The organism is Pseudomonas sp. CCI1.1 (assembly GCF_034348165.1).
Lineage (GTDB): Bacteria > Pseudomonadota > Gammaproteobacteria > Pseudomonadales > Pseudomonadaceae > Aquipseudomonas > Aquipseudomonas paracarnis.
Genome location: NZ_CP133780.1, coordinates 940732 through 961365, shown reverse-complemented (window position 1 = coordinate 961365; position 20634 = coordinate 940732). Strand labels below are relative to the sequence as shown.

General features: G+C 57.0%; 7 protein-coding genes and 1 pseudogene. All 8 read right to left on the bottom strand.

Annotated features, from left to right (window positions below):
* Window positions 1-266: 266 nt before the first annotated feature.
* The gene (locus tag RHM69_RS04150; RefSeq protein ID WP_032872340.1) at window positions 267-464 is read right to left on the bottom strand and encodes a hypothetical protein; all 198 of its coding nucleotides are present in this window, start codon (window positions 462-464) and stop codon (window positions 267-269) included.
* Window position 465: 1 nt separating this feature from the next.
* Window positions 466-660 (bottom strand): toxin C-terminal domain-containing protein, encoded by a 195-nt coding sequence (locus RHM69_RS04145; RefSeq protein WP_234452052.1) that lies wholly within the window; start codon window positions 658-660, stop codon window positions 466-468.
* A gap of 111 nt (window positions 661-771) precedes the next feature.
* Window positions 772-1635: an IS3 family transposase gene (locus tag RHM69_RS04140; RefSeq protein ID WP_200601021.1), complete on the bottom strand. Its 864-nt coding sequence runs from the start codon at window positions 1633-1635 to the stop codon at window positions 772-774.
* Window positions 1632-1925: a transposase gene (locus tag RHM69_RS04135; protein WP_020300742.1), complete on the bottom strand. Its 294-nt coding sequence runs from the start codon at window positions 1923-1925 to the stop codon at window positions 1632-1634. Before RHM69_RS04135 ends, RHM69_RS04140 begins: the two co-directional genes overlap by 4 nt.
* Window positions 1926-2196: 271 nt before the next feature.
* Complete coding sequence (locus RHM69_RS04130; RefSeq protein ID WP_200645930.1) at window positions 2197-2466, bottom strand: hypothetical protein; 270 nt, start codon at window positions 2464-2466, stop codon at window positions 2197-2199.
* Window positions 2467-3081: 615 nt separating this feature from the next.
* A pseudogene (locus RHM69_RS31025) lies at window positions 3082-3456 on the bottom strand (polymorphic toxin type 43 domain-containing protein); the annotation flags it as partial.
* 26 nt (window positions 3457-3482) lie between these two features.
* Complete coding sequence (locus tag RHM69_RS04125; protein ID WP_032902389.1) at window positions 3483-3755, bottom strand: colicin immunity domain-containing protein; 273 nt, start codon at window positions 3753-3755, stop codon at window positions 3483-3485.
* On the bottom strand, window positions 3752-20617 hold the full coding sequence (locus tag RHM69_RS04120) for a hemagglutinin repeat-containing protein (RefSeq protein WP_200599614.1): 16866 nt from the start codon (window positions 20615-20617) through the stop codon (window positions 3752-3754). The genes RHM69_RS04125 and RHM69_RS04120 overlap by 4 nt, the downstream gene beginning before the upstream one ends.
* Window positions 20618-20634: the final 17 nt, after the last annotated feature.

Below are 20634 nucleotides of genomic sequence, written 5' to 3'. Positions count from 1 at the left end.
GGGCTGTCCTTGTTCGAGTGGTGTGTGTTCACAACTATCACCGTAGACCAAGGGCGGCCTTTTCTTCATTTTTTTGTAATCAGATCAGCCTGTTAGCTGTTAATTAAGTGCCATTCAAATCTGTCCCCTTTTTGTTTCGCCATAATGCTGATATCGAATTCTTTGCATTTGACCTTGCCCGTAATTCGATTGGCCGCAGTGTCGGGTAGAGTCACCGTAGCCCCATCTATTCTGCTCTACGCCCCCCGGCACTACCATAGCCCGCGTTAAAAATCCGACTCGCAATTAAATAAAACACAGACACCATCTTCCTTCCCAACCAAGCTGATTGGCTTTTTACTTACGCCACCGTCAACTGAAATCTCAACCATAAGAGTTTGATCCTCAAATGAGCGTAATTCTTCAATTAATTCAGAAATGGTCTTCCCACGTGTAATCCAATCCGGCATCTCAGTTTTTTTCATTTCAATCACCAATACGTTTCATATTCACGTCAAAAGTACCCAGTCTCGTATCTTTCGAGCCAAGCGCTTTAACCGATTTAGCTGCTTTCCATGCTCCTCCGTTATGTCCGTAAAGGTCCCTAGTGATATACAAATTCCCCTGTTTGAAAACAGCCTGCCCATCATGAACTGTTTCGTTGATTTTTTTATACCCCAACGCTTCTGCAGCCTGCTTGGCCTCCTTATTTGTCCTATAGACAGGTTCGGCAAGAGGACGAGGATTTGCCTCGGTGGGCCTGTCCCCCGGCAGCGTACGCCATGAAGCTGGTTATCCAGTCTTCTGCCTCAAGCTCTTTGCATATTCGTTCGGAGAACGATACCCCAGAGCTGAGTGCAGTCGACTGCTGTTGTAAACCCCATGCACATAGCTGGCGATCGATAGCTGTGCCTGTTTTTTGGTGGGGTAGACCCCAAAAGCCTCCTCTCTTTTCAGCGTAGCGAAAAAACTCTCCGCCACTGCGTTATCCCAGCAATTTCCCTTTCGACTCATGCTCTGTTTGAAGTCCTTCTTAGCTAACGCTAGACGGAACTTACTGCTTGCGTACTGACGGCCCTGATCGGAGTGAAATACTGCTCCGCTAGTGCCAGAACAGGCGCTCCAGGCATTCAGAAACGCACTTTCCACCAGGCCATCTGGCATGCGGTCTGACAAGCTGTAGCCCAAGATCTGGCGGGTCTGGATGCTCAACACTACGGCCAGATACAGCCAACCCTCTCTGGTTGGGAGATAGGTGATATCACTGACCCAAGTCGGAGTGGGGTTATCGATGGCAAACTGCCGCGCCACCACATTGTTCGCGACCGGCAAGTAATGGTTGCTGTCAGTGGTACAGGGCCTGAAACCGCGTTTGGACTTGCCGTGAATACCCTCCTCCTGCATCAACCGGCTGACTCGCTTGTGGCCCACTGCATACGATTTCTGGCGTAAGGCTGCGACCAACCTTGGCCGACCGTAGGTGTGTCGACTGGCCGCATAGACGCTGCGCAACTCAATGCGAATCTGAGCGTCAGGATCAGGGCGAGGCTGCCTGTGCGTGTAATCGTAGAAACCTGAAGTTGAGACTTCCATCACCCGGCACAACATACGTACCGGGTATTGAGTCCGTTCAGCAGCGACGAAGGCGTATCTCACCTGGACTCTCTGGCGAAGAATACCGCCGCCTTTTTTAGGATTTCACGCTCCATTTTTAGCTCGGCAACCTCGGCTCGCAGGCGGGCAAGCTCGCTGTCCTCCTTAGTGATGGGCTTGCGCTCGGGCGAGCTCAACGGTTGACCCTTGCGCGTGGCGTTCACCCAGTTATCGAGCGTTTTGACGGACATCTCTAGCTGGCGGGCAGCTTCGGTTCTGCCAACGCTTTCAGCTAACGCAACCGCTTGAGTCTTGAACTCATCGGTGTAGTTACGGCGAGTGGATGGATACATGGCAACCTCCAAGAGAACGATTTAAGTATCGCTTCTTGGCGTCCGTTGTCACGGGACAGGCCCAAGATTTATTTTCCAGAGACTGTTAAGGGGCGAAAAATCATGTTCAAAAAGGGCGTATTGAGCAGCTAGACCGTAGGTCGTCAGGGTGGGTGCAAAAGGGATGCAACTTGACTGCAGAAAGGATGCAAGAAGGCGGCAAAAAGGGTGCAGATTGGGTGCAAAAACACCGGCGCTAAGCCGGCGTCAGATCACATCTAGGCCCCTACAATTAACAAAAGACATTCAAACCACAAGCAGAGATAAAATCACGTATCGGTATATCAAGAAAGCTACTCTCTCCAGCGGAAAGAACATCTTGCAATGTGACGATGCCTTTTTCAAAGTCCAAAGAAACGTCAAAGCAATTAAACTCTAACTCCCTGAACAGAACGCTCTTTGAGCAAATCCGCTCATCAAAGGCATCTTTCAAAATAGAGCGAACGCTGTCGTCCAACTCTTGGGCGACAAATCGTTCTATTATTGTGCCGCCACTGCTCATAACCACTCCTAACTAGTACGGGAATGCAGTCTGAATCACACCATCCCGAACATTTATTTTGATTGTCGATGTTGGAGCGCCTGAGACGTTAGGAAAAAAAGGGGACAGATTTATTTTCCAGAGACTCATTCCTTATATCTGAAAGGACTCGTCAAACCTATAAATAAATCTGCCCCCTTTTTTTCAAAGTTATTGGCAGTTCGCCTGTCGCCTTTGCACAAATTAACTATTAAGAAGGCGCTTTAACTCCTTTTTTGCCAAGTGCCGATTACTTTGTGAGACAGCCTTATCTGTTGACAATCTTTTCAGATCATCCACAAAGGAAGAGGCCTCTTGGACCGAACTGTGCGCGATCCAAGAAATGGCGAGTTTTATCCAATAGTCAGAGTCGTGCTTCAGCCCTATCTCTGCCACACTCATGCAGGGAAAGTCGAGACCTAACGCTTGCCTAACACTTTCAATAGGCATCTCAAGCAATGAGATAATCCGCCTAAAGTCTGACGAACTAACTAGAGGAAGTACAATCTCATTACTTACAAGTTTCCAGCAACCAGACTCATCTCTGTAAATTATGAAATCGCTACCCAAGATAGTTTTTTCAGAATCAGTCATAAATTACATTCCAGGATGATGTTTGACATTGAGATCGTACTGCTTAAGAGTCTGCTCAAATTTAGCTCTGACCTCAGGCGTCCAGTTCTTCCAGTAGTGCCCACTAAATTCATTAGTGATTACCTCCCCGTTGGGCCCTCGCCGAAACATACCACCAACGAGAGTCGACCCATCGGACTTTATTGTCTCTGCCAACTGTTGATGAGGAGAGACTCCAAGGTTATTGGTTGGTTTACCGACAGCAAAAGTATTCGTTTTAGGATCAAAAACAAACTCAATGGAACCGTTTTTTGTGCTAGGAAAATAATTCTGTATAGCCTTAGATGATACCGAACCCGGCTCCAAGCCTAATACTCCAGGTGCAGGGCCTGAACCCTGCCAGCTCGTGGTTGCTTTTGCACCAACTAATCAGCGACTATTTTTTGCAGCAAGCTTGCGACTTCAACTCTAAGTCTTTCATCGTCAAATTCATACTCTTCCCTTGATTCTTTTGGTTCGTACATATCCGCAGCACAAAAGATACTGGACAAGCACTCGCTCAACGAAGGCTCATCAAGCTGAAGGACATTGCTATCCCGCTCAATTTTCCAAAGCTCAATATACGCTTCAGAAAAAATTTCGGCTTTCAGCCTTCCCGCTACATACGATCTTGCAAATTCCAAGATAGTAAGACTCATCGCAGAACTCCATTTTTAATAAAGTTTTCAAACTGCTGAGTTCCCGGTGAGAGCTTAAAGCCCGTCACAAAATTTCCTGACGCATCGAGCACAACAGCGTTGTTGGTAGTCGAATTAAAGAACACTTTGGAGTCTTTTACAAATCCGTATGTGCCTTGCTGAGTCGTAGAAGGGGACCCCATGTGAGTTTTGATTGCAGACTCATACTGAGCAAGAGTTTCAGGATTTTTCTTTGTAGTCACCACACCAAAATCAGAAGCATGCTTGAATTTTTTATCGAGCTGCTTCTGGGTAACGCTAGTTAATGACTCAGCAACGCTATTACCTTTTGCACCGTTCTCCTCACTGTACATGTTTCCCGGATCAAGTCGATGCTCCGGCGTCACATACTTGCCATCATCCTGTCGCCCGTCCAGCGGCGTCCCACCGGTATGAACCGTCGGAGCAACCACACTGCCATCACCAAATCCGCCACTGCTCGGATGCACGGCGATGTCAGTCAGGATCGGATTGACCAGACTGCGATTGCTAGGATCAAGCAGGTGGATCGGGAATGCCGTACCGACAATCACATCCCAGATCAGTATGCTGCTTTTCATGCTTTGCGCAGCATTCTCTCCAGTTTTGGCTGCTGCCTCAACCATGGAGTTTGCCGCAATACGCAAGTTTTCCTGAGTGGTTGGGTTAGCTGCAACTAACGCGCCTCCTATGGCTGTGATGCCCGCCATAGCGAGAGGTATCGCCGGTAAGAAGTTATTTTCTCCATGACCGCTTTTATTCAAGCTCGTTAGCAACGTCAACACTTGCTGAGCTTTTTGCGGGTCGTCTCCTGCTATCTGAGTGATCTTATCTGCCAGTGCTTGAGTTTCAGGAGAGTGGTCGTTATTTGTGATATTGCCAAGCACTCGGTTGACGATAGCGGACCGTTCGTCTACGTGGCGACTACCTAGCTGCCTAAAAGCAGCCTTGCCTTCCATCATGCGGCCAACCCAATCAGGGTTTGTGCCTTGCGCAATCTCCGAACCAGCGCCGAGCAGGTCCACCATCTGGAAAATCGTCTCTTCGGTTCTGTCACCTAACTTGGCGGCGTCGGTTTTCCATTGTTCTAATGTTGCCTTTGGGGATGTCACCGCTTTCAACGAAGAGTCAGTTACATACAGATCCGTACGTTTTTCCTGGTCCTTGGTAACTTCGTAAGCCTTATCAACATCGCGATTGAGCCCCGTCACTGCAGATGTAGCATCGCCCACATCCCGCACAACGATCTCACCCGCGCCCACTGTCGCGCGGACTGATTGCTCGCGGTCCTTATCGTACTTCCAGCCAGTAACACTCCACCCCGTCTGCCCCGTCTTGCCTTTACCGACCTGGCTCGGATCCTGGGTAGTGCTTTCACCGTTTTTATAGGTGCCACCGACGTTCAAGTAATACCCTTGCTCTTTATCTTCTCCAGAGATGTCTCTGAACCCCAGCGTGCCGGTGTCCAGTTTCAAGTTGCCATTGTCCGAAGCGATTAAAGCGCCATCGAGTTGTGTGTGCTTCTCCGTACGGATATCCAGCTTGTCGCTGGCGGTGATCCGCGTCTGGTCTTCGACCCAATTGGTTTTTCCAGAGGTCTGACCGTAACCAACCGAACCGCTGACACCGGCGCCCGGCCCGATGGTGACGGTGACACTTACATCAAATTCTTTGCCTTTGACTTTGCCGGTGTCTGGGACAGAAGAAACATTCAGGTCACCGCCGACCCGGCCAATGACTTTATCTCCCCGTAAGTCGGCACCTGCGACCTGGGTATCGCGGCCGCTCTCGAAGCCCAAACGATCTGCAGCATAGAGATAGGCATCCTGTTGACGCTGCCCTTCCCGGTCCAGGTTCCCTTTGCCCATGCTGACGCTGGCATAAACGCCGACCCCCTCATTACCAAAGGTAAACCCGACTTCGCCACCACCACTGTTTCTATTACTGTCGCTTGAACTGTCGTTCTGCGCAGCACGGATGCTCAAGTCGTTTCCTGCCTTGAGATCGATGTCGCGACCAGCCTTGGCTTGCGTACCTACCAGGCTCAGGTCATTGCTCGCGTTCAGGTTAATATCGCGCCCGGCCTGAGCTGTCGTGACGGTAGAAGTACCGTTACTACCCTTCTCACTAGCAACGCCATGGCTCCCACCTACGCCTAACTTTATGCCACCACTGGTACCGCCATGGATGCCACCCCAGCTCTGACTCTCACTGTCATTTTGGTTAATGCTGCCCTTCGCTACATCAAGCGAAACATCCCGACCTTTGATGTTGATATCACGGCTGGCATTCAACTGGCCGCCGCTGATGGCCACATCATTCCCGGCGACCAAGTTGAGATCTTTACCGGCCTTCAGGGTCGATGAGCGATTGGTCTCTTCAATCAGCTGCGTGCTGGTGCTGTGCTTGCTATTGCCGAATTTTACGTCCCCAGTAGGACCAGCAAGGAATTGGCCGACTGCATCAACACCTTTCAGCGTACTGGAGCCCTTGCTGATGTTGTCCTCTCCCTTCCCGGCCCCGCTCACCGCATCCTTGGTGTTGCCATAGTTGTGGTTGATAGCCACACTCAACCCGTTACGCTCCGTCTCCCGCTGCTGCTCCATCAGCAAACGCTCACGCGCCGCATCGATGTTGATATCCCGCCCGGCCGTCAGCTCAGCATCATTGGCAGCCGATATATCCGACCCACGCTGGTTGATATCGCGCTTGGCATTGATCGCCAAATCTTGCCCTGCATTGATCTGGCTGGCGGCTGCTGTTTGCTGCTCAAGTCTATTTTTCTCTGCACTTTTATCAGCGCCCACAAACAAGGTCACACCATTGGCGTCACTCGATACGCCAATACCGGTCTGTTTGCTTTTTTGCCAATCGCGCTCACTGGTACTGCTTTGGGCCGCAAGTACATTGACATCGCGCCCCGCATTGAGACTGACATCACGCCCGGCGCTGACCCCACTGCCCACCAAGTTAATATCTCGCTCGGCGTGCAAGTTCGCATCACGATCCGCGGACACCTGGCTCCCCACGCTGGTGCTGCTTTGGGCTTCCTGACCAGCTTTTTTGGCCGAGGAGATCGCAATAAACCCACCGGAGATCGTGCCGGTTTTCTTCTCGTATTTTTCACTACGGCTATAGGCGGTGTCGTTAGCAGAGACGAGGTTGATATCGCCCGTTTCCTTGACCAGTCCAGACCTCAACTCGACATCATTTTCTGCACTTATCTCACTGGCCCGCACCCGTACATCATTACCCGCCGCCACCACAACATCATTGCCCGCCTCCAACTCACTGCCCACTTGGCTGGCAGTGGTCTTCAACTGGCTCTTGCCGCTTTTGGACAGCCCCAGGAATCCAGACTTGGTCTTCTTGCTGTAAGAGCCATGCTCCTCGACACCCGACAGCACCGCGATGTCACCGGTGGCACCCAGCAACATGTCGCCACCCGCCTTCAACTGGCTGCCGATCACGGTGACGTCACGCCCGGCGTCGATGCTCATCCCGCCACCAGTCTTCTTGGTGGCATTGATGGTCAGGTCTTTGCCGGCTTCGACGACCGAGGCCACGTTGGTGCTGTCATAACTTTCCCGCTGTTGGCTTTTGCTGCGTCCGAACGAGCCCTTGCTCTTTTTCGAGTAGAACGAGGCGTCTTCGTCCAGTGCCGACAGGATGCTCACATCGCGCTGTGCATCGAGGGCCACGTTGCCGCCGCCGGCGATTCGGCTGGCGGTGAATTCCAGGTCTTTACCGGCATTGAGCGACACGTCGCCGCCGGCCGTCAGCACGCTGGAAACCTGACTGATGTGGTCCTTGGACTGGGTGACCTTCTTGGACTTGCTGGAGGAATGCTGTTCGTCGGCAGCCGACGAAATACTCAGGTTCTCAGTCGTCGTGATGCTCAAGTCGCGCTTGGCGTCGATACGGCTGGCAATGGCGCTGAAGTCTCGCCCTGCCGATACCTTGAGGTCGCGGCCGGCCTCCACACTGGCGCCGTTTTGCGTCACGGTTTCGGTACGCAGGCGGTTGCCCAGGTCCAAACCATTGCGTTGCTCAACGGCATCGATGTGCACATCGCGGCCAGCGACCAATGTGGTGTCACGCCCGCTTTGCAGCACGCCACCGGTATTGGCGATGTCACGGCCTGCATTCATCGTCAGGTCATTAGCTGCCTCGATGCGTGACGCACTGTCGAGATAGTCGCGGCGCTCAGCGGTACCGTTGCCGGTACGGGTTACTGCACGGTCGTTGATCACATCACCCTTGATCGCCGTCAGCGTGACATCGCGTCCGGCGATGATGCCGCCGGACTTGTTGACGATGTTGTTACCCGCCAGCAGGTCGAGGCGGTTGCCGGCTTCGATCAAGCCGCTGTTGATCAGGTCATTGCCCGCTTTGGCGGACAGGTTGTTGGTGGCACGCAGGGTCCCGGCGTTCTCCAGGTTTTCGCCGGCGATCAGGTTAAGGTCGTTGCCTGCGATCAATGCGCCATTGGGTGCAAGACGATTGTCGGCCTGGGCCATGTACAGCACCGGCACCAGCACCTTTTCACCGTTCACTTCGTGCTGTTCGAGCCAGACGATGTCATGGGTCAGCGCCGCGACCTGTTGCGAGGTCAAGGTAACGCCCACTGCCAGGTTCAGTTGCTGCTTGCTCTGGATCGCATTGTCCATCAGGTACTTGAACAGCTTTTCGTCGGTGTTCTGGCCGTCGATAAAACGCTGCCCTGTGCGCGCTTGCACGGCCTGCTGGATCAAGCGTTGCTCATAGAGCCCGTCGCCCAGGCGCTTGGCACTTTCGTCCGGGTTGTAACCCAGCCCTGCGAGCAAGTAGTCGGAGCTCATGAACTGCTTGAGGTCCGTGAGCACCGGGTTGGTTTCGATCAGGTATTTATGTGGTTGCGACTTTGGCGCGGTAGGCGTGAAGCCTTGCACGCGGTTGATGGTCTGGCTGGCGACCGGAGTGGTTTGCGCCAGCGCATTGACCGGCTGGGCAATCACCTCCGCGACCTGGGTTGGGCTGCTGCCCGCACCTTGTGCGACGGGTGTGTTCACCACCGGCTGCACGCCTGGCATAACCGGCGTCACGCCAGGGATGTTCAACGTCGGCCGAGCGGGCTCGCCCGGAGTGGCGACCTGAACGTGGGTGTCCCTTTGGGTCAGCGCCAGGTCTGGCTGATCCGCAGGCCCTGTGACCTTCGCCACTGGCGGCGTTGAACCGCTGGACGGATCTTGGGCGTTGATACCGTCGCCCCGGGCGATTTCACCTGGGGTGATCTGGCTGGGCGTCCAGCCACTGCCGTTGGCCACATCGCCGGCCCCGGCAACGTTAAGTGTTCTGGTGGTGGCGGTGACACCACTGACCTGACGTGCAGTGAAGTCCACCTGACGAGTAGCTGCGCCCTGTTGAGTGACGCTTTTGAAATCGAAGGTGCGCGTTTCAAGCGCCGTCTGTGCATCCTGGCGTTGAGCCAGGCCGAGGGTCGCACCGCCCATGGTCCAGCTTTGTGGGCCACTGGTGGCTTGGGTGGCCTGGGTATCCTCCCCCGCCCGGCTACTGAGGCGGAACAGTCCGTGAGTGCCCGTGGGCAAGGTGAACCCGCGTAGCGTCAAGGGGTTGACTTGTTGTTGGGCCAAGTCCGGTGGCAGCTGTGGCGCGAGTTGCACGACCACCGTTGTCGGGGCGCTGGCAACACCCGTGTCCTCATTGCGCGCAGCGCGCCCGGCCAAGGCGGTAAAGGATGTCTCGATGCTGTTGATTAAGGATTTGGTGGCCGTGATGTTCACGGTACCGGCTGCCTGGATGATCGCGGGTGCCAATGACGCGCCAGCGGTCGATACCAAGGTATCGCCAATCAGCCTGAAGGCTGACAACGCACTGACCGGCAGGTTTTTGGGTCCGGGCTGAGCGTTGTAGGGGTCCATGATGTTACGTTTGAAACGCCAGTAAGTACCATTGGATGATTCCATCCGCCAAGTCCGGGTACGCGTTCCGGAGCCAGACGCTGCTCCTTTGTTAGTCAGCGTATCAGCGTTGATATTCATGTCCGCGCCGGAAGCGATGACACTGTATTCATTGAGCACATTATTTGCGGCGACATCCATACGGCCGCCCGCCTGGATAGTCGAAGCAGCCGATGTTTTCAGCAGCTCACTTTGATAGTTCTCGGTACCAATAAAATCGACGACAAAACTGCCCCCGCTACAGTCCCAGCAGATATTTGTAAGCGACCCGCCACTACCGGGTGTTTCTTTGGTCGAAAATTCATCCCGACGGTTAGTCAGGCTGGCAACCTTGAGGGACATGTCTCGGCTGGACTCAATGCTCCCCGATATGTTCTCCAGGCTGACCGCCTTACTCGTACCATCAAGACCGCTTACATCCAGGCGCCCTAGGCTGTAGATATCACCGTACTGGTTCGTGATTGCGTTGCTATGCAAGGTCATGTCGTTGCCGCTGAACAACAAACCATGATCGTTCAACAAGGCGGCACCGGTGACTGTCACATTTTGTGCGCCACCCAATGTCCCGTAGTTGTTCAGCGTACCTGCCGAGAGTTCGAGGTTGGTCGCAGAGGTCAGCCGTCCATAGTTGTTCAATTGACTATCAACGTTGACGTGGGTATCGCCACCGCCAGTAATTTTGGCGCTATTGCTCAGATCCAACTGACTCGCATGCAGGTTGAGCCCCCGCTGACTGGTGACTCGTCCATTACCGCTATAAGCGCCCGCGAGGTCGATATTTAAACTGCCATCACTGGCAATCAATCCGTTATTCACCCAACTGCCACCCTTACCTTCCAGGTGCGTCGAAGCCAGCAATTGCCCGGTTTCCGTCTGGGTAAAGTGATTGACGTTGACGTTCAATCGCCCTGCCTGAATGACACTGGTGTTGGTCCAGGTATCCGCGTTCAGAGTCAGGCCACCACGAGTTACAACAGTGCCGCCCGCGCCGGTTACGTTGGGCAACGAGATGTCGAATGTGCCCTCACCCACATGCAGCAATTGGCCGCCGTTGTTCTGGAAGCTGGCGGCCGCCAGGGTCAGGTCCTGGTTGGCGGTTTCCACGGCGCCGTTACGGTTGTCGAACACGCTGCCGATCTGGAACTCTGTCTTGCCGGCGCGTCCCAGGGCGCGCAACTTGCCGCCCTGGTTATCGATGGCGTTGGCGGCCACGGTCAGGTTGTTGGTGCTTTCGATCAGGCCGTTGTGGTTGGTCAGTTGGCCATCGAGGCCAAGCGCGATCTGGTCACCGGCAATCTGGCCGGCGCTGTTTTCCAGGGCGCTGCCATTGATGCGCATCAGGCCCTTGGCATACAACGCGCCCTGCTGGTTATTGAGGGTGGCAACCGTCAGCCATGCATCGCTGGTTTGCGCGCCGAGATAGCCGCCCTGATTATCGAATTGACCGGCATTGAGTAGAAGGCGCTGGCCTTGAATCAAGCCGCCCTTGGGGCTGCCATTGAGGTCATGGCCATTGCGAAGCACTCCCACCACACCGGCTTCAATGGCGCCCTTGAGACTGGCGAGCACACCGCTACGGTTGTCGAGGTTCCCGGCCTTGAGGTGCACGTCACCGGTCTGGCTGATGATATTGCCGCCTTGGTTGTCGAGATCGCCATTGACCTCGACACGCAGGCCGTTCTGCCCCTGCAACTTGCCCTGCGCGTTCGTCAGGCCAAAGGCGTTGATGCGCAGGTCGCCGTCCTGGCTGTAGATCAAACCGTCAGCGTTGTTTTGAACGATGGCGCTGGCATCGATGGCCAGCGGACCTTTGGCCGCGACGGTGCCGCCTTGGCTGTTGTTCAGGCCGCCCATGGCCAATGACAGGCGTCCCTGGCTGGCCAGTTGGCCGCCTCGGTTATCCACCTCGATGGCGCGCTGGAGTACCAACGACCCAGTGCCTGCGATCTTGCCGTTGACGTTGCCAAGGTTGCCTTGCAGGTTGAGCACCAGATGGTCGTTACCCATCAGCGAGCCACCGGTGTTGAGCAAGTTGCCACCCAGGAAGTTCAGGTTGCGCAGGGCCGTGATATTACCGGCACTGTTGTCGAGGTCGGCCGCGCTCAGATCCAGCGTCGAGCCGCTGTCGATCAACCCACCTTGGGTGTTGTTCAATGCGCCAATCACGTTCAAGGTCTGCTGCGCGCCGCTGGAGATAACACCTTTGTTGCTGTTATCCAGGCTCGCGGCGCTGACACTCAACTGCCCTTGGCTGGCCAACGCCCCTTCGCCACTGTTGAGCAAGCTGCCACTGAGGCGCACGTCAAGGTCGCCGTTGCGACTGGACAGCGTGCCTTTGTCACGGTTATTCAAGTGAGTGCCGATCAGGTTGAGGCCCTGCCAACCCGATATCAGGCCGCCGCGGTTAACCACGTCGCCTGCATTGAGCGTGAGTAACTGTTGGCTGATAAGCGTGCCGGCGCTGTTGTCCAGGCTGCGCCCCGTCAAGCTAAGTGCATTTTGGCTGGACAGTTCGCCGCCCTGGTTTTGCAGGTCGCGTAGGCGTTTTAAGGTCAACGGGCCTTTGGCAAAGATCAGGCCCTTGCGGTTATCCAGATCACCGTTTGCCAAGTCGACGCTCAGGCGCTGCTCACCTATCAACCTGCCGCCACGCAAGGCCATGGACGTGAGCGTGAGGTCCATATCACCCTTGGCCGATACCTCGCCGGCGTCACTGGCGTCTAAACTCAGGGCATTGAGTTCCAGGCTGCCCTGGCTGTTGATCAGGCCTTTGGCGCTGTTGTCCACGGCCAACGCATTGAGCGTCAGCGCGCTGGTACCCAGCAGGCTGCCGCCCTGGTTATTGAAGTTGCCCGCGTTGACTGTCAATGCCTGCGCGGCGTTGATCAAACCATGTTGCCCGTTGTTCAGCAGCCCAGTGCTGGTCAATTCAAGGCCACCACGGCTGGTGAGCGTACCGCCGCTGTTATCGACCACGGCCACTTGCGCACTCAGGCTTGCACCTGCAACCAAACCCTTGATGTTAGTGAGTACCTGGTCGATACGCAGTGTCAGGCCCTGGTTGCTGAGCAGGCGACCACCGCGGTTATTCAGGTTGCGCGCCACGATATTGAAGGCCTGGCCACTGGAGATTTCACCGGCCTGGTTGTTCACACCATTGAGATGGTTGAGCACCAGCGGCCCGGTCGCGTTGATGAGGCCCTGCTGGTTGTTGAGCTGGCCATTGTTCAGGTCCAGGGTCAGGCCCGCGTTGCTGAACAGCTTGCCACCTTGTTGATCAAGCCCATCGACGCTGGCCGTCAGGGCCTGGGCACTGCCGATGTTGCCGGCGCTGTTGTTCAGTAGCCCAGCCTTCAGCTCCAAGGTGTCGCCACTGGTGAGACGGCCCCCAGTGTTATCCAGCGCGCCAGTGGTTACACTGACCGCCCCTTTGCCACTGAGCACGCCCTTCTGGTTCCCCAGGCTAGCGCTGCGCAGTTGCAGCGTGCTGTCAGTCACGAGCTCACCGCCCTCGTTGTCCAGAGCCCCCTGCGAACCCAGCACCAACGCGTCGGCGCTGGAAATCCGCCCCTGACGGTTGACTACGCTCGCCGCATCGACGCGCAGGCGCCCTTCACTGTTGAGCACGCCTTGAGTGTTATTCAGCTCCCCTTTCAGCTCAAGTTGCAGAAGCTGCTGGGCGAGCAGTTTGCCGTTGCTGTTGTCCAGGTCCTGAGCGCTCAGCATCAGCCGCTGAGTGTTGAGCTGGCCTTGGTTGCGATTAAGCAGCTGGGTGAGCGTAAGGTTCAAGGATTGCCCGGCCAGCACACGACCCGCATCGCTGTTATCCAAGGTGTGCCCTGTAACGGTCAGGTCGGCGTTGGTCGATAGTTCGCCACCACGGTTGTCGACCCGATCGACCAGCAGTTTCACCGCCTTATCGGCGCCAACCAGGCCTTTGCGGTTGTCCAGGACCGCACCACGCACATCCACGGCTGTGGTGCTGATGAGTTGACCGCCGCGGTTATCGACCTGATCGATATCAACCGTCACCAAGGCTTTGCCCGATACATCACCGTCACGGTTGTCGAGTCGAGCGGAAGACAGCCGCATGGCGCCGTCGGCAATCAGCGTTCCGCGCTGGTTATCCAGCGCCTGGGTGGCAGAGACGTCCATGACGCCACGACTGTTGAGCAAACCATCAGTGTTGTCCAAGCGAGCACTGTTGGCGTTGAGGGCGGCTGCGCTGATCGCACCTTTGGCGTTGCCCAAAGCGTCTTGAATCTGCAGGATCAGGCCCTGGTTACTGATCAGCTTGCCACCGCCGTTATCCAGGTTGCGAGCCGCCAGCACGAAGGCTTGCTGGCTGGAAATTTCGCCGCGCTGGTTATTGATATCAGCCAGGTTTTTCAACATCAGCAGCGGACTATTGATCAGGCCACCCACGTTGCTCAGTCGGCCGTGGTTCAGGTCCAGGTCGAGCTGGGTGTTGCTGAACAGTTCACCGCCCTGTTGATTCAGGCCGTTGATCGCGGCGGTAAGATTTTTCCTGCTGGCGATACGTCCGCTGTTGGCCACCTGGGTGGCTGCCAGGTCCAGGCGATCAGCGCTGGTGATACGGCCATTGTTGTTCAGCGTGCCGGTGGCCAGGGTCAGCGCGCCACGGCTGTTGAGCAGGCCTTTGGGGCCGTTGTCCAGGCTCGCGCTGGTGAGCGTCAGGGCGGCATCGGTCTCCATGACGCCGCCCTGGTTGGTGATAGCACCGCTGGCAGCAAGTGTGAGCGCACCCGCCGAAGAGACGGCACCCGCGTCGTTGTTGAGCGTCGCGCTGCTCACCTGCAGGGTACCTTCGCTGCTGATTTTGCCCAGCTGGTTATCCAGCCGACCATCCAGTTCAGTGCCGGGAATGGCGACCAGCGACATGCTCAGCGATTGCTGGCCCGCGAAAGTGCCTTGGCCGTTATCCAGGCGCGCGCCGTTGAAGCGGTTGTCCCGGGCGAAAATCATCCCTTGGGCCTGGTTGATCACATGGGCCACGGCCAGTTGCAATGCGGTACCGGCGATCAGTTTGCCCGCGCTGTTATCCAGGTGCTGCGCCTTGAAGTCGATGCTGCTCTGGCTGGAAATCTCGCCCGCACGGTTATCAATGGCGTCGACCGTCAGTTTCAGCGCTTTTGTGGCGCCTACCAGGCCGCCATCGCGATTGTCCAGGGAGGCCCCGCTCAAGCTCAGCTCGTCCTGGGCAACCAGTTCACCGCCCTGTTGGGCCAGTACACCGATAGTTGCCTGTAGATCCGCCTGGCTGGCGATTCGGCCAGCCGCGTTTTGCACATTATCGGCAGTCAGTCGCAGGGGCCCTGCTGCACTCACCAGCCCCTTCTGATTACGCAATTGTTGTCCGGAGAAGCTCAGGGCCGCTTTGCTGCTGAGCGAACCTTGCTGATTGTCCAACTCACCCACATTGAGCTGAAGGTCCTTCTGGGCAAGGATCACACCACCACGGTTGTCGACGTTGGCGCTGTGCAGCGTCAACAGGTCCTGCCCGGTCAGCCGCCCTTCGCGGTTATCCAGACGACCGGCACGCAGTTCCATCGCGCCTTTGGCCAACACTTGCCCTTTGGCCTGATTGTCCAGTAACCCATCAATCGTGGCCTTGAGTTGGCCGTCGCTGCCCAGTTTCCCGGCCTGGCGGTTATCCAGACTGGCGGCCTGCACGTTCAACGAGGTGCCGGCCCCGAGCGTGCCGGCCTGATTATTCAGCGCGCCCTTGACCTTCACATCCAGGCTGACATCACCGAGCACCTGCCCGGCAGTGTTATCCAAACTGGCCGCCTTCAGCTGCGTGTGGCCTGCGCTGACGATTTCGCCCTGGTCGTTAAGCAGGTCCTCATTGACCACCAGGCGCGCATCCAGAGCGCTGCTGACCTTGCCTTCACGGTTGTCCAGGCGCGAGGCACCCAGCTCGACACCGGCGGCTGAAATCAGCCCTTTGACGTTAAGCAACGCCTGTTCGATTTTGAGGGTCAAGCCTTGGTCGCTGAGTAAGTTGCCGCCGCTGTTGTCCAGGGTGTCGGCACGCAAGGCAAAGGCCTTGGCGCTGGAAATTTCACCGTTACGGTTGTCGACGCTTTTGAGGTTTTTGAGCAACAACTGCCCTGGCGCGTTGATAAAGCCATCGGCGTTATTCAAGTGCCCCTGGTTCATGTCCAGGGTCAGTTCGCTGTTGCTGTAAAACTCACCGGCTCCACGCTGGTCGAGGCTGGTGAGGCTGGCGTTGAGCGCCTGCCCACTGGCGATACGCCCCTCGAAACGGTTATCTACGTCGGTGGCTGCGAGGTTGAGGCGGTCAGCGCTGGTGACACGGCCTTGATGCTGGTTAAGCAATACGCCTGTGGTCAGTTGCAGCGCACCGTCAGCCACAATGCGCCCTTGGCTGTTGTCGACACTGCCTGCATTTACCGTCGCCGTATCAGCGCTGAGCACTTCGCCGTTCTGATTGGCAAGGGCATTGGCGGCGCTCAACAGTAACGCCCCGCCGCTGCTGATACGCCCGCCGTTGTTGCCAAAGCTGGCGCTGCGCAGTTGCAAGGCGGCGTCGCTGCGCATGACGCCTTGGCTGTTGTCAGCCTGCCCGGCCAGGGTCACGTCCAGGTTGCGTTTGGCGTAGACACTGCCTTGGGCGCTGTTATCCAGGCTGGTTGCCTTGAGGTTGGCATCCTGCTGCGCAGAAATCAGGCCCTTGAGCTGGTTGTTCAGCCTGTCGAGCGTCAGCTGGAGCGTACTATTGGCCAGTACGCGACCGGCATTGCTGTTGTCCAGCTCACGGCCCATCATCGTCAGTTCGGTAACGCTGGAAACTTCACCCCCTCGGTTGTCCAGCTTGCCGATGGACAGGTTCATGGCTTTACCCGAATTGAGCAACCCGGCCTGACGGTTATCCAACTGATCGCCCGTGACCTGCAACTGCCCGACCGAGGTGATGCTGCCGCCGCGGTTATCCACACTCCCCACCACCAGGTGCGCGTCACCCTTGCTGGTCAGACGGCCCTTGGACTGGTTGTCCAGGCTGGCAGCATTGACCGTCAGCATCTGACCGGCAGCTAGCGTGCCTTTGTCATTGTTGACCGCGCCGTGGCTGGTCAAGGTCAAGCGGTTATCGCCCTGGATGCGCCCTTGACTGTTGTTCAGCGCAGCCACTTCGACTGTCGAGTGCTGACCCAGCAATTCACCGTTGCGATTGTCCAGCACACCTTCTACGCCGAGGTTCAGGTCGGAAACGGCACTCAGTTTGCCGCTCTGGTTGCCCAGGCTGGCGCTGCTGACCTGCAAGGCTGCCGCGGAAATCAGGCCACGGGTGTTATCCAGTGCCTGGGCGATTCGCAGGGTCAAGGCTTGTTGGCTGAGTATCTTGCCGCCCGTCGTATTCAAGGCAGTCGCCGCCAGCTCAAAGGCGCGCACACTGGAAATTTCACCGCCCTGGTTATCAACGCTGCCCAGTTGCTTGAGCAGCAATTGCCCCGGCGCGTTGATCAAACCACCGTTATTGTTTAGGTAACCACCTTGCATATCCAGGCTTGCATCGGCTTGGCTTGCGACATGCCCGTTACGGCTGTTGTCCAGTGCAGTAACGGTCATCCCCAACTGAGTGGCACTGCGCAGGTCTCCGCCTTGGTTGCTCAGGTTGCCCGTTGCAATCTTCAGCTCGCCAGCACTCGATAGCGTTGCGTCATCGTTGGTTAAACCACCGGCATTGATGGTCAGGCGAGCATCGCTGCGCAGCGTGCCTTGGGCGTTGTTCAACTGACCGCCAACATCGACGCCCAGTTGGTGTTTGGCGTACAGGCTACCGCCCGCGCGGTTATCGATGCCTTGTGCACTGATCTGTACCTGCTCAGCGGCAATACGACCGTTGAGCGAGTTGTTCAAGTCAGCAACGTTCACCTGCAAGTCAGTGCCGGCGCTCACCAGCCCCGCTTGGTTGAGCATATTCGCGGCTATACGCGCCGTCAGCGACGCATCGCTGGTCAGGGTGCCCTGACGGTTATCCAGGCTGGCGCTGTTGACGGTCACGCTTTGCCCGGCGGCCAATGTGCCTGCCTGGTTGCTGATCGCGCCACCCGCTTGGAGCACCAGCGTTCCATCACCCTGCACTAGGCCCTGGTCGTTATTGAGCGTCCCAACCCCAAGCACCAGGTGCTTGCCTAGCACCTTCGCGCTGCGGTTATCCAGCTCGCCATCGACTTGCAGGTTGAGGCCCTCCACCGCAGCGAGTCGACCGGCCTGGTTAATCAGTGTGCCCGCACGTACCTCCAGGGCCTTGGCGGTTAACCCACCTTTGGTATTGTCCAGGGCGCGGGCAATGCGCACGCTCAAGGCTTGCTCGCTGAGCAACTTGCCGGCGCTGTTATTGAGTTGATCCGCATTCAGATCGAAGGCTTGGGTGCTGGAGATTTCGCCGCCCTGGTTATCGACGCTGTTCAGTTGAGTCAGCAACAACTGGCCTGGGGAGTTGATCAAGCCGCCTTGGTTGTTGAGGTGACCCCGATTGAGGTTCAGGCTCAAATCGCCTTGGCTGAAGAGTTGGCCGCCATTGCTGTTGTCCAGGTGACCTACGGTCAACTGTGCGCCTGAATCGGCACTGAAACTTCCGCTTTGATTGGCGAGCAAACCACCCACCCGGGCGTTAAGCCGATCACGGCTGTGAACTCGACCGCGTTGGTCGTTGAGCAAACTGGCAACGTCAATATCCAGGCCGCTGGCTGCAATCTGACCGGCACCATTGTTCAGTGCCTGGGCGATACGCAAGCCCAAGGCTTGATCACTGAGCAGCTTGCCAGCGCGGTTGTCGAGGCTGTTCGCCGCGACGCTAAACCCACGGGCACTGGAAATCTCGCCACTGCGGTTGTCGACGCTATTGAGATTATTCAGCGCCAGCTGGCCACTGGCATTGATCAAACCTGCATCGTGGTTGTCGAGGTGGCCGTTGCTCAGGTCCAGGGTTAGGTCGCTATTGCTGTAAATGCGCCCTTGGTCATGCTGGTCGAGGCTGGTGACACGGGCATTGAGAGCCTTGGCGCTGTAGATTGATCCACCTTGGCTGTTATTGACCGGGCCGGCCGCCAGTTCAAGGGCGCCACCACTGGCGAGCACGCCATGTTGTTGGTTATTGAAGTTCCCGGCATTGACCTGTGCAGCGGCCCCCGATTCGATGCGGCCCTGCTGCTGATTATCCAACGTGCCGGCGATATTCAGCCCCAGCTCGCCCTGGCTGGTGAGGATGCCTGACTGGCTATTATCCAGTTGCCCCGCGTTGACCCGCACCATCTGCCCGGCCACCAGGCGACCGTTTTGATTGTTCACCGCCGCGCTGGCATTCAAGCGCAGCGCCTGGCCCGCAGATATCAGGCCGGCGACGTTGTCCAGGCTGTCGACCTGCAAGGTGACGTCAGCAAGGCTTGAGAGCTCGCCCTTGCGATTGACCAACTGCCCGATGCGGCCACTGAGCCCTCGGTCGCCCACCACCAGGCCTGCGTCAGTATTGAGCAACTGCCCGGCATTGAGCTCAAGGCGTGCGGCGCTCAACACGCGGCCTTGCTGTTGGTTATCTAGCGTTTGGGCACTCACTTTGAGCTGGTTCTGCGCGCTAAGGGTGCCGCTGCGGTTGTCGACAGTGCCATCCACATTCACGGCTAGGTCACGACTGGCGATGACGGTCTTGCCGTTGTTATTCAACTGGGCGGCAGTGACGTGGATATCGCCCTGAGCATTGCGCGTCTGATCAGCGTTGACACCCGCTTCGATGACGCCGTTGTTGGTCAACACCCCACCGCTTTGCAGCGCCACGCGATCACGCGCAGCCAGGCTTTTTTGATTGAGCAGGTCGCCTTGCGTCTTCATCTCAAGCACACTGCCCGCCGCGACCACGCCCTGGGCTTCAACGCTGCGGGCCTTCACGTCAATGGCGCCGGCCGCCGTTGTCTGGCCCATGACCACATGGCCACCGGCATCAATCTGAATATCACCGCCAGCGACCATGTCCCCCGACAACTTCACGCCGACACCCGCCTCGGTCCCCACCAGCTTGACTGCGCCCACATACATGCCGCCCAGTGCCGACGAGTCAATCGCCAGATCCGGCGCCTGGCTGCCATCCGCTGCCCGCGCCGTGGCATTCAGGGTGCGAGCGTCGACGTCGTTACGACCGGCGACGATGGTGAGTTTTTTCGCTTGGATCTGCGCGTTGATGGTGGCGGCGCGGGTGATGATTTCGAACTGGTCGACGTTGCTGGCATTCAGGCCGGCGCCTTCGATAGCCACACTGCCCTGGTCCACTTGGTAACGATTGATCTGGCCGTTTTCAATCACGGCTTTACCGGTGGTGAGCGTCGCTTGCGGGGTGTTGATAAAGCCGCAACCGTTACAGCTGATGCCATACGGGTTGGCAACGATCACATGGGCCGACTGCCCGGCCACTTCGGTGTAGCCGCGCAGTTGGCTGGGGCTGCCGCCGTTGACTTCGTTGAGAATGATATTGGCCGCGGTGCCGTGGAGGTTGGGGTTGCCGACAATGATGCCGCCCAGTTGGGTGGACTGGGTACGGTCGGTGGCGTTATTGAGGATGACCCCGTTGGCGCCAACGTTGTAGTCATGAAATTGGTTGTGCGAGAGGCCGTTGGCGTTCGGCGTGGCGATGTTGACGATGGGCACGCCATTGCCCGCTTGTCCGAGCGAAGTACCTGGAGCATTCACCACAATGCCGTCTGCCTGGGCCAGCAACGGGTGCCAGAACATGGCGTTGGCCAAAATCAATGCCAACCCACGTTTAGGCAGCCCCAGGAAATGGGCGCGGCTTTTTACGGCAGCAGAAGGCTGGCGCGCGAGGAATGCGTACTGGCGAACGTCCATGTCATGTCTCGAAGCCC